This window comes from Rhodoferax sp. PAMC 29310 (assembly GCF_017948265.1).
Taxonomy (GTDB): domain Bacteria; phylum Pseudomonadota; class Gammaproteobacteria; order Burkholderiales; family Burkholderiaceae_C; genus Rhodoferax.
In genome coordinates this window covers 702,474-714,926 of the sequence record NZ_CP072852.1, presented here as the reverse complement: position 1 = coordinate 714,926, position 12,453 = coordinate 702,474, and the positions used below count along the sequence as shown (strand labels likewise).

General features: G+C 54.1%; 7 protein-coding genes. 4 read left to right on the top strand and 3 right to left on the bottom strand.

Annotated features, from left to right (window positions below; all coding sequences use genetic code 11):
* From J8G15_RS03285 to J8G15_RS03270, 4 genes are all read left to right on the top strand, one after another.
* Nucleotides 1–1,761 (top strand): DUF262 domain-containing protein, encoded by a 1,761-nt coding sequence (locus J8G15_RS03285; RefSeq protein ID WP_210546115.1) that lies wholly within the window; start codon nucleotides 1–3, stop codon nucleotides 1,759–1,761.
* Between the two features lie 153 nt (nucleotides 1,762–1,914).
* Complete coding sequence (locus J8G15_RS03280) at nucleotides 1,915–5,313, top strand: type I restriction endonuclease subunit R (RefSeq protein ID WP_210546113.1); 3,399 nt, start codon at nucleotides 1,915–1,917, stop codon at nucleotides 5,311–5,313.
* Nucleotides 5,314–5,887: 574 nt separating this feature from the next.
* On the top strand, nucleotides 5,888–6,844 hold the full coding sequence (locus J8G15_RS03275) for a hypothetical protein (RefSeq protein WP_210546111.1): 957 nt from the start codon (nucleotides 5,888–5,890) through the stop codon (nucleotides 6,842–6,844).
* Nucleotides 6,844–9,531, top strand: coding sequence for an ATP-binding protein (locus tag J8G15_RS03270; protein WP_210546109.1), 2,688 nt, complete (start codon nucleotides 6,844–6,846; stop codon nucleotides 9,529–9,531). The genes J8G15_RS03275 and J8G15_RS03270 overlap by 1 nt, the downstream gene beginning before the upstream one ends.
* A gap of 88 nt (nucleotides 9,532–9,619) precedes the next feature.
* On the opposite strand, the gene J8G15_RS03265 is transcribed toward J8G15_RS03270, so the two are convergent.
* The 3 genes from J8G15_RS03265 to J8G15_RS03255 all read right to left on the bottom strand — a co-directional run bounded on the left by J8G15_RS03265 (nucleotide 9,620) and on the right by J8G15_RS03255 (nucleotide 12,378).
* The gene (locus J8G15_RS03265; RefSeq protein WP_210546107.1) at nucleotides 9,620–9,772 is read right to left on the bottom strand and encodes a hypothetical protein; all 153 of its coding nucleotides are present in this window, start codon (nucleotides 9,770–9,772) and stop codon (nucleotides 9,620–9,622) included.
* A gap of 84 nt (nucleotides 9,773–9,856) precedes the next feature.
* Nucleotides 9,857–10,069 (bottom strand): type II toxin-antitoxin system HicA family toxin, encoded by a 213-nt coding sequence (locus J8G15_RS03260; RefSeq protein ID WP_240538421.1) that lies wholly within the window; start codon nucleotides 10,067–10,069, stop codon nucleotides 9,857–9,859.
* Between the two features lie 95 nt (nucleotides 10,070–10,164).
* Complete coding sequence (locus J8G15_RS03255; RefSeq protein WP_210546106.1) at nucleotides 10,165–12,378, bottom strand: ankyrin repeat domain-containing protein; 2,214 nt, start codon at nucleotides 12,376–12,378, stop codon at nucleotides 10,165–10,167.
* Nucleotides 12,379–12,453 lie beyond the last annotated feature (75 nt).

Genomic DNA, 12,453 nt, shown 5'->3' with positions numbered 1-12,453 from the left:
ATGAACGACACGACACAAACCACACCTGCCACCGCTCCGGAAAAGCCGGTGTTGCTGCAGCCAGACAACCACAATAAAAAGTATGAAGCGCTTTTTGTTGAAATCGATAGCGGGCAAATCAAGCTACCCATGTTTCAACGCGAGTTTGTGTGGGAGAAAGAGCAATCGGCCAAGCTGATCGACTCCATCCTTAAAGGCTTTCCAATCGGGACCTTCATTTTCTGGAAGACCAAAGAAGAGCTACGCAGCTACAAAGAGGTCGGCAACCATAAGCTGCCAGAGACCGACAAGGGCGACTACGTGCAATACATCCTTGACGGACAGCAGCGCATCACCTCGTTGTATGCCATCCGCAAAGGCATTCGCATCACCAAGGACGGCAAGGTCGTTGATTACCGCGACATCTTCATCAACCTGGACCATGACCCGGAAAACGATGAGCAAATTGTGGTGACAGAGCAGCAAGCGGGTAAGCGCTATGTGTCTGTGCACCGCGTGCTGACCAGCCAGGTGACCGATTTATTGGATGAGTTCCCCGCTCGTGAAACGCTCAAAAAAATTGAATTTTACAAAAATAAGCTGACCAACTACGACTTTTCGACCATCACGATCAAGGACTACCCCATTGAGGTTGCTTGCGAGGTGTTCTCGAGAATCAATACAGGAGGCAAGTCGCTCACAGTCTTCGAGATCATGGTGGCCAAAACCTATGACGAGATCAAAAAATTTGACCTGGTCGAAAAGTACGAGTTATTGCGGGATGGGTCGGATAGTAAAAAGGAATGCCTGGCCGTTGCTAAGTTCGAGACGCTGCCGGAGTCCACCATCATGCAGTGTGTGGCGGCCATTACTTTGCGGGCGGTGAGAAGCCGGGACATTCTAAAGATTCGGCGCGAGACTTTTATTGACAAATGGGCGCCGATGGAGGCGTCATTGTTTATGGCGATTGACTTCATCCGTTCTGAACTGCGCGTTCCGGTATCGCAACTGGTGCCATACCCAGCGCTGGTGGTCCCGTTGGTCTATTTCTTCAATGCCACCGCCAACAAAAAACCCAGCAAGACCCAGGTACAGTTACTCGAGCAATTTTTCTACTGGGCAGGGCTGACTGAACGCTATGGCTCGTCAACCGAGTCCAAGATGAGTGAAGACTTTAATAAGATGGATGCCATTGCAAAAAGCGTTGGACCGGTCTACCCCAGCACCGAGCTGTCGATTTCAGCCCAGCGAATTGCGGAAACCTGGTTCTCTTCGGGCAATGGGTACTGCAAGTCAATTTTGTGTTTGTTGGCCTATCAACAACCGAAGTCATTTGATACCAATGGCCTCGTCATCCTGGACAACAGCAATCTCAAAATTGCGACCAGCCGCAACTACCATCACTTTTTCCCCAAAGCCTACCTTGAAAGTGTCGGCAAGGGTCAACAGCCGAATTTGATCGCCAACATAACGCTTATCGACGGTTATTCCAACAAGCACCGCATTGGCAAGAGAGCGCCGAGCGACTACATCAGCAAGTTCGCCAATACCAACGACACGCTGGCCGCGACCTTGAAAACACATCTTGTGCAGGATATCGAGGGCTATGGGGTAATTGCAGACGATTACACGCTGTTCATCGAGCAGCGTTCAAAAGCAATCGCAGATGCGCTCAATGCCAAGCTCTTGTCAACTGCCAACGTAGTAGAGCTTGAGGTCGACCAGGTTGCGTCATTGGAACCCGTGGCAGTGTTGATGTCGACGGCCCCAATAGCGGGCTAATTAGTCACAGACCCAAATGATGGGAGGCAGTTTCATGAAAAAGAATGGCTATAAGCTGCGCATGAGTTCTGAGTGGTTCATTTTTAATAGTTTCCGCAAAGTGCAGGCAATACCCTTTGCCTTTATGGCCCGTAGCTTTGTCCGATAGAGACTATGGCCTACACCGATATCAACAGCGAAGACCGCTTGGTTCAGGCTACCTTTGCGGAGCACCTGGAGTCGGTGCTGGGTTGGGACAGCGTTTATGCCTGGAACCAGGAAACATTTGGACCTACCAGCACCTTGGGTCGCAAAAACGAGCGCGACGCCGTGCTGGTGCGGGACCTGCGCTCTGCCTTGGTCAGGCTCAACCCCCAGCTCCCTGCCCGGGCCATTGAAGAGGCCATCACCAAGCTAACGCATCATGACTTTTCGCGCTCGCTGTTGCAGCACAACCAGGCATTTCACACGCTGATCCGCGACGGCGTTCCGGTCAGCTACCGCAACGCCCAGGGGCAATTGAGCCATGCGCAGGCAGCAGTGATCGACTTTCGCAACCCGGCCAACAATCGTTTTTTGGTGGTACGGGAGCTGAAACTCACCGGACTGCGCACCCCCAACTACAACCGCCGGGCCGACCTGGTGTGTTTTGTAAATGGCCTGCCACTGGTATTCATTGAGCTCAAAGCGGTGTACAAAAACATCCGCGCCGGCTTTGACGGCAATCTGCGCGACTACATGGACGAAAACGTGGTGGCCCACGCCTTCCACCACAACGCCTTTTTGATTGTCAGCAACGGCGACAACGCCCGCTTTGGGTCCATCACCAGCACCTGGGAGCATTTTGGAGAGTGGAAGCGCCTGCATGAAGCCGACGTTGGCAATGTGGCGGCTGAGGTGCTACTCAACGGTATGCTGGCGAAAGACCGTTTGCTGGACATTCTGGAGAATTTCATCTTGTTTGACGCCAGCAAGGCGGGTGCCGTGCGCAAGGTCGTGGCGCGCAATCACCAAATGTTGGGCGTGAACCGGGCCGTGGCCTCAGTGGTGCACCAGGAGGCTTTGAAGCGTGAATTCCCCACCAACAAACGCCTAACCCACCGCACCATTCAACTGCCGTACGTCGAGGCAGCCAATGAGGCGTTGGCACCGTATCCGATGGCTGCCGAGCAAACACCACAATACCTTCAGATCATTGAGCGAGCCCACCCAGACTTAGGTCGCTTGGGCGTGGTTTGGCATACGCAAGGCAGCGGCAAGTCGTATTCAATGGCCTTCTTTGCCGAGAAGGTGCGGCGCACCATACCCGGGAATTTCACATTCGTACTGATGACCGACCGGGACGATCTGGACAGCCAGATTTACAAAACCTTTGTCGGTTGCGGCGTCGCCGACGAGCAAACCCCTCGGGCAAGCTCCGGGCGCGAGCTGCAACGCCTGCTGTCTGAAAACCATCGCTATGTGTTCAGCCTGATTCACAAGTTCAACCAGGAAGTCACGCCCGACGCGCCCTACAGCGAGCGCGATGACATCATTGTGGTGTCAGACGAGGCGCACCGCACCCAGTCTGGCAAGTTGGCTCGCAACATGCGAATGGCGCTTCCCAATGCGGCGTTCATCGGCTTTACCGGCACACCGCTGTTCAAGCACGACCAGCTCACCAAACGCATCTTTGGCGACTATGTGTCGCGCTACGACTTCAAACGCAGCGAAGAAGACGGCGCCACCGTCAAGCTGGTGTATGAAAACCGGGGCGAAAAGCTGGGGCTGGCCAAGCTAGATCTGAACGAACGCATTGCAGCGGCTGTGGATGCGGCCGACTTGGATCCAGACCAAACGGCTTTGCTGGAAAAGCTGCTTGGAAAAGATTACGAAGTCATTACCGCTGATGAGCGCTTGGACCGAATAGCCAACGACTTTGTGGAGCATTGCAGCACCCGCTGGGAAGCGGGCAAGGCGATGATGGTGTGCATCGACAAAATTACCTGTGCCCGCATGCTCAAGCTGATTGGGCCGAAGTGGACAGCCAAGGCCTCGGCCGTCAGAGCCGAAGCGCAGGCCAAGCTCGCAGACATTGCTGCAGCGGCCGATGACGAAACCCGCCAATTTTTGCATGCGCAGCGCGACCGACTGCTAGCCAAAGGCGTTTGGATGGATGAAACCATCATCGAACTCATCATCAGTGAAGCCCAAAACGAAGTGGTTGACTTCAAGAAATGGGGTTTTGACATCATCCCCCATCGCTCGGTCATGAAGCTTGGGTTTGAGACGGCCGATGGCCAGCGTGTGGATGTAGAAACTGCATTCAAGAATCCAAAGCACCCGTTCCGTATCGCTGTGGTCTGTGCCATGTGGCTGACTGGCTTTGATGTGGAGTGCTTAACCACGCTCTACATCGACAAGCCCATGCGGGCGCATACGCTAATGCAGGCCATTGCCCGCGCCAACCGCGTGTACCCCGGTAAAGACTTTGGCTTGATCGTGGACTACAACGGCATGCTTAAAAGCCTACGAGAGGCTCTGGCGCAATATGCACTGGGAGATGATGGAGGCGAAGCTGAGATTGTGGCGCCCATAGAGGAGCGCGTGGCCGCCTTGGCCGATGCGATTGCCGTTACTGAGGCACACCTGCGCGGGTTGGGTTTTGAGGCCGAAAGCCTGCCAGGCTCCACGGGGTTCACCCGCATCCAACTTTTGGCCGATGGTGTCGAGGCGGTGTACACCAGCGACGAGTCCAAACGACGTTACGAGATTTTGTGCCGCGTCGTGTTCACCCGATTCAAGGCGCTGCTGGTGGAGCCTTCCGCATTGATCTATGCCGAGCGGCACGACAACCTCGAAGCCATCTACAAAAAGCTGAGCGAACGACGCGACACCGCTGACGTCAGCGAGTTGCTCAAAGTGCTTCACCGCATCGTCAATCGGGCCATTGCGTCCCACGGGGCTGGTGGCGACCAAGCCAATGGACTGACGGTAGACCTGTCGCAGATAAACATGGAAAAGCTACGCGACGAGTTTGCCAAAAAGGTCAAACGCAAGGCGACAGTGATTGAGGATATTCGCCAGATTGTGGAAGAAAAGCTGGCTCAGATGCTGGCCCGCAACCCGCTGCGTATGAACTACGAGAAGAAGTACCAGGAAATCATCGCTGCTTACAACCAGGACAAAGACCGGGCGACGGTGGAAGACACCTTCGCCAAATTGATGGATTTGGCAAACAGCCTAAGTGAAGAACAACGCCGCGCTGTAGATGAGGGTCTGACCGAAGAGCAATTGGCTCTATTTGACCTGGTACAGCGCGCCGATTTGACCAAGGTGGACCGGGAGCGGATCAAACAGGCCAGCCGTGAGCTCTTGGCAGGCCTGCTGGCCGTCATTGCCCCACTCGACCATTGGACCGAGAAGGAGCAGACGCAGGCAGAGGTGGAAACCTTCATCTTGGACCACGTGTACCAAACCTTGCCCGAACCACCCTACACCCAAGATGACAAAGCCGAGGTCGCGCAGCTGGTGTACTGGCATATCTGGCAGCAGAGTGTTCGGCATCACTTACCAAGTGGCGGAGTCTTGTGACACGTCGAAGTGAGATGCGGGCTGAAGCCTACCAACTAGCACCCATGGTATGGATTGCCGATGGGCAAAAATCAATCGTTACCTTTCAGGTGTCCGGTGGTTTTGAGCGAAGGGTACAAGCGCTAGAGTCTGCCGTGCGCTGTTCACGCAGGACGGAGACGACGAGTTTCTATGGCTATATAGCGAATGCTTTCAGAGTTGCAATTATTCGTCGCGCAATCGCCCAATGGAAGTTTGACTGGACACTCTCGGGATGCGAAGTCAAAAAGATGAACTGCCTACAAAGGCTATCTTGCCCGGGGGCTGATATGAGTACTGGTTCAATGCCGGATCTCAAACAGGGTGACCTTATTGCGGCCCTATCCAGTCGCGAGCCATCGCCTCGGATTACTCTGAACCCTGCCATTCACTCCCTGTTTGGCCGAAACACGTTGCTCAAGGCAACGTCGCATGCCTGGACATTAGGTGATCATTCCGATATCGACGACCCCAGTCGCAGGGGCGCTGATGTAATCGACGTTTCCCATTGGCTCAAAAAAAACAACTTCTGGTCCCAATTGGGCCAACAATAACAATGAATACTCAACACCCAGTTATCGTCCTCATGTCCGTCAACGATACGGAAACCCATGCATTGCTGGATGCCTTCATTGGCTTGGGTCTACCGCCGGTGCAAGTGACCAAGGGCGGCAGAACCTACAACGATTTAGGCATTCACGGTGGCTGTAGCATCGTCCATACGATCTGCGAAATGGGTGCGGGAGGCGTGGGCGCCTCCCAGCAGCGCACGTCAGAGGCAATCGAACACTGGCAGCCTAAGGCGATCATTGCCGTTGGCATTGCTTTCGGAATGGATGAGAAGAAACAAGCCATCGGTGACGTTTTGGTCTCAACACAAATCCAAGACTACGAACTGGGCCGCTTGAATGAAGATGGAACGCTGACTCCGCGAGGGGACAAGCCAAGCAGTTCTGACACTCTCCGCAACCGGTTCCGTCAGACTGACAACACCGAATCGCGCCGTGTTGGGGACTGGCCAAAAGTTCGGTTTGGACTTCTGCTTACCGGTCAAAAACTCGTCGATAACAAGGACTACCGAGAAAGCCTGAAGGCCATTTCACAAGAAGCAATTGGTGGCGAAATGGAAGGTATAGGGTTATATGTCGGCGCCGAAATCGCCAAAGTTGATTGGATCATCGTCAAAGCCATTTGCGACTGGGGGCACAACAAGAGCCGTGCGGAAAAAGACGCCTGGCAGAAAGTCGCAGCCAAGAATGCGGCACGGGTCGTCAAGACAGCACTTGATGTCGACGGCCTTTATGGCGGCGTTACAGCCCATCCAGTTTCGTCATTGCAGGCAATAGTCGCAGAGGCAAGGCCAAATCCAATTGCATTGGGTCTTTGGCAAAAAAAATTGGCATTTCTACAGCAAGAAGAAGCGCTGGCGGTGGATCCAGTTCAGAGGTTTTCGATTCTGCAGCGAATCGAAGAAGCAAAAGCCAAGATTCAAGAATTCGGCGGTTGTCTGTGATGGGTACTGCTTTAGATGCCTGGGTGAGGAAGCTGGAACATTTATTGACACAGGAAGCGATCGTCGCCGATCCAGCCCAGAAATTTGCTCTCATAGAGCAAGTGGAGGAAGCAAGAAGAAAGATAGCAGAACTCAGCGATAGTTCGGAGAATCGAACTGGCAAGGCCACAGCTGACTTTGCACGCGAAATCTCCCGAATCGTCAAATACGCACCAGAACATCTCATCGGTCGTGAAGATGAACTGGCTTTACTCAGCGAAGCATGGAGCAAAGTCCGCCGCGCAGAGTCTCGACGACCGCATATCGTTACCTTCGTGGCTCTAGGAGGCGAAGGAAAAACATCGCTAGTGGCCAAGTGGACTGCAGAATTGGCCCACCAAGGCTGGCCGGACTGCGACGCGGCGTTTGCATGGTCGTTCTACAGCCAAGGCTCGCGGGATCAGTCGGCTGCTTCCAGCGACTTGTTTTTAGCAGAAGCCCTACGATTTTTTGGCGATGCGGCAATGGCGAAAAATAGTCAGAGCGCGTTCGATAAAGCCCGACGACTGGCCCAACTGGTGGGTGAACGCCGCGTACTTCTCATTCTGGATGGCGTGGAACCGCTCCAATACGCGCCCACATCGCCAACACCGGGAGAGTTGAAAGACCAAGGCCTAGTCGCATTGCTCAAAGCACTAGCGACCAATAACCGGGGCCTGTGCGTCCTGACCACCCGCTACGCAATACCCGACTTGCGCGCCTTTAGGCAAACCACGGCTCCCCAGCTAGAACTCAAACGTCTAACTAAACGAGCCGGGGTGGCTTTGTTACAGTCGCTGGGAGTAATCGGTACACAGCCCGAGTGGGAGAAGTTGGTGGAAGATGTGCGCGGGCACGCACTTACTCTGAACCTGATGGGCAGCTACCTTCGTGACGCCCACGGGGGCGACATTCGCAAGCGCGACCTGGTAAATTTAGAAGAGGCTGATGCTGAAAGTGAGCAGGGAGGTCATGCATTTCGCGTGATGGATGCTTATGTTCAGTGGTTTTCCACCGGCGGAAAAAGTGGTGATGACCGAAGGCGTGGTCAACGTGCCATTGTTGTACTTCAGTTGCTCGGCTTGTTCGATCGACCCGCGACATCAGACTGCTTGGCCGCGTTACTGAAAACGCCTGTTATTCCGAACTTGATCGAGCCCCTCGCCGCGCTCACCGTGGCCCAACGGCACATGGTCTTCGCCCGGTTGGAGTCCGCAAACTTACTCACAGTGAACCAAGATGCTGGCGGCAACCTGATTTCGCTTGACGCCCACCCATTGCTACGAGAATACTTTGCCAAGCAACTCGAAGCAACGCAGCCGACCGCTTGGCGCGCCGCGCATGCGCGGCTTTATGAACACCTATGTTCGACTACAAAGGAGGGAAAAACGCCTACGCTGGAAGATCTACAGCCGCTTTACCAAGCTGTGTCTCACGGTTGTCAGGCGGGGGCAGAGCAGGATGCATGCGTTCGCATCTTTCGCGGTCGAATTCAACGGTCTCAGGAGGAATACAGTACGAGGAGACTTGGCGCTTTCGGTTTTAACATGGGCGCTCTCGCCTGCTTCTTCGACGTGCAGTGGACCGATGTCTCGCACGCACTCAGCGAAAGCGACCGTGCGTGGGTAATGGCCGTAGCTGCATACACTTTGCGAGCATTGGGTCGGCTGACCGAGGCAGTCCAACCGTCACAATCTGCTCTAAGCATGCGCGTTGAAAAAAGTGACTGGGCCCAAAGTTCCATTAGCGCCAGCAACCTAAGCGAGTTAGAGTTGACATTGGGAAGCACGGACTCCGCAATTGAGAATGCAGAACTGTCGGTGACCTATGCCCACCGCAGCGGAGAACCGTTCAGGATTGTCGTAGCGCTCGCGAAGGTGGGTGACGTCCTACATCAGGCTGGCCGTCGCTCCGAGGCTGAGAAGCGCTTTCGTGACGCGGAAGCGCTACAAACCAAATGCCAACCGACCTTTCCGTTTTTGTATTCAGTACAAGGATTCCGATTCTGCGATCTATTGTTGACTGGGGCAGAGCGCTCAGCATGGCGGATCTACCTGAAGCAAGGTGAGGACAAAATCCACGAAATGGTGCCTGACGGAGTCGCGCGGCGAGCCGCCGAGACGCTCCGTTGGTTGCAGAATGATCCACACATGGCATTTCTAAGCATCGCGCTGAATAAACTCACTTTGGGTCGTGCAGCGCTTTACACGGCAATTCTGGCGGCTACGACAAAAGACGCGCTGCGGGGTTCATTCGACGAATTGAAAAGCATTTCAACTGAAATTAGCTCGGCGGTAGACGACTTGCGCATCGCAGGTGACATCGTATACCTCCCCTACGGCCTAATTACACGAGCCTGGGTGCGCTGCATACTAGGCCACACCATTGGGCTCGAAAGCGCGAAAGCTGACCTAGACGAAGCATGGGAGATTGCAGAAAGGGGCCCCATGCCCCTGTTTTTGGCCGACATTCACCTGCACCGCGCCAAGCTGTTCCTTCACGCAACAGACTACCCATGGAATGACGTTGCGAACGGTAATCAACGAGGCCCGGAAGACGATCTGCGTGACGCCCGCCGCTTGATCATCAAACACAGCTATCTGCGCCGGATAGAAGAACTCGAAGAAGTCGAAGCTGTGGTGGCCGATTTTCCGGAATGCACTTCATAAACAGAGAAGTGAAAAAATCTCGTCTGGCGTCACTCGACCTATATATACACGGACCGCGTCAGCTCAGCGTGCTCATGCTGCGCTTCGGTCAGCGCTTCCAGATTGCCAAATCCGAAGGCTGCACCGACAGCGCCTTGAGTCGCTTAGTCTCCATATAAGAGTCCCCGGAATTGACGCCGGGGGGTAGCGGCGTTTTGGCCGCCATGGGCGCGTCCTGCACATCCGCAACAAGTCGGGCCATTGGGATCCAACCCAGCCTGAATGGCACTCTCCAAAGCGGCAGCTAAAAACTCCACGCTAAGACTGACCAAGTGGGGTATACAAATTAACGCGTACTCAACTGCCGTCGAATGTCACGTTTCAGATTCAGGATCGCCCGATAGTCACTCGGGGTGTTCGGTATGGTAACGAAGCCAAATCCATCCGGCTTACGCAACTTTCCATGCCGTCCTTTGGTAAATTTCCATCCCTGACGAACCATCCCGGCCACCAGTTGATTGATTTCTTTGTCGTGGCAGTAGCGCATTTCAAATCCCAAGTTGAATCCAGCTTCTGAGGATCCAACTTTGGAGCGGCATTGTCCCGACATGCAACCGAAGGCATTTTTTGAAAAGTGCGCTGACGTTCCAGAACTCAGCGCGGAGATCGTTGTCGTCGCTTTGTTAGAAAATCCACAATGGCGTGCCGGCCATGCGCGATGGCTACCCACAATGCGTCCTGCCGTTCGAGTGAGGACGACTGCATCAACGTGAGGTCGGGATTTCCCCCGTTTTCAATTAACGCCTCGAAAATACTAAGGTCGCCGACTTGGGCCGCGAACAGCGTTGGCGTCCATTCGGCAATGTGATGCGTTTCGACTTTGTACCTGCGGTTTGCATTTGCTCCACAGCGAAGCAGGGCATGGATGACTTTGCGGCAATCGTCGGGGGGGCGAATGAAATATCTTTTGATTGCATTGAAGATGTCCAAATAATGTGGGGCCGAATGCAACTTTGCCAGAAATGGTTGGCGTCGCGCAGCCAGGTCGATGTCCAGCACGGCACCATCCTTCGCGTCATAGACATCGGCGCGCCCCTTGCCCGCCAAATAGGCCTGTATCTGAGTCGGGTCCTCCGGGAAAAGGCTTCCATGCAAAAGCAGCATGGCGTAGCACAGGGCCGAAGGTTGGTGGTCGCACCTCGCTTCAACATCTGCATCTAACTCAATTAGCCGTTCAACTGCTGTGGCGTCCGCCATCTCAATGGCTATCTTCAGAGGGGTTTCCCGCTTTGTGGACGCTTGTCGATTGACCGTTTCTGGCAACAGGTCAAGGCTTAACAAGTGCGTCATGATGAGAGGGTCTTTGCGATCGCAGGCGCGACGCATCGCGTATGAGAGTGGCCCTTCGCCAGACTCCTTGATGTAATCATTGGGGTCACCGCCAGCTTCTAAAAGCTGCTGAACATCACGCAGAGTGCCATCGCGAATCGCTTCCATCAACGGCGTGCATCTAATCCGTCCCTCGGCATGTTTGACCTTACTGTTGGGCTTGGTCAGTGCTTGAGGGCTGTTCTCGAATTCGCCTTCCGTCAAAATTACTCTGAATTTTGGGGGGATTCTTGCTTTGGCCTTTTGCGGGGAAAACATCTTCTCGAAACCAAACGAGATACGTCTCATTTCCTGCTCATCCAGCGGGCGCTTGGGCCATTTGTTCAACCCCAACAGAAATGTCTTGTCCCAATAGCTTTCGGCAATTACTTTTGCCCCAACACCGACGGCGTACACCATTGCTTCGTTGACGATCGGGTGCTGATTGGCGCCGCCATACCACCAAACACCGGTTAGGGCGGCATCGTAAAGTCTTAGTGCTTCAGCCTCTTGGCCGGCAATACCTGCCAGGCGCGCGGAGAACCAGTGATGCATGTATTGGTAAGGGCGCTGCCAAAAGGAGGTTTCCTGTTCAATCAGCACTTGAAACTCACTCAAGCTTTTCTGGATCTCAACCTTATTCTGTGGCCGAATCGAAAAAAGAGACTCAATCTTCTGAAGGAGCGGGACGGCTTCTGAGCGTATTGGACGATCCCCTTGAACGAAGCCATGCTTGTTAAGCATGAGAATCGTTTGCTCCAACGACCACGGTTGTTGTGATCGCAATTTAAAGTCGCGGCGTATGCGATCGCGAAGCTCAGATGGCAATGACTGAAATCCAACCGTCACAACCAACCAGCCGCACAGTTGATCGATTCCGCCTCCCTTAAGGCGTTCAGACGCATTTTTGCCGAGCGCCTCCTCCACCGCAGCCCGGTAAGGCCAGCGTAACCCGCCCGTGGGATCACCCGCCATCCATCGCTCAACTGACCGAGGGTCAACCTCGAAGTGGTTGCCCAAGTTCGCCAGAATGAGTTCGGTGCTGATATTTGCTTTGACGGCTGCCCATTGAATCCAACTGGCAAATGGCTTATCCCACCATTGGTCATCAATAGGACCTGTCTGCTGCGACCTTGCAGACAACAGCAGTTCCGAAAGCATAGGAATAACGCAAGAACGAACGATTCCTTCTTGCCCTTGCTCATTCGCCATCGGACTGGTGTCTACGCCGCAACTCAAATGCTGAATCGTATTTTTGCTATACGACCAAGCCACTGTGAAGAACTGCGCCCATTTTCCTCCGCATTCAATGCCGAGTTGTTTGCTGCAGGCGCTTTCGATTCCCAGCATCAAATCAGCTGTTGACGAGGGCCTTGCCTCGGTTGCTATGTCATCAAGGTCTTTGTCTAGGCCAAGTGTTGCAATGAATCCGCGATATCCAGCGCGCGTAATCGCCGTTCGTAGCAGTGCGCCTAATTTGGGGATGATGGTCTTTGTCATTGGTGTATTTCCTTAAAGGCGGGCTGAAAAGCCCGCCTACTCCCTGTATTAGCGTTTGCCGCCTTTGGTTGCAGC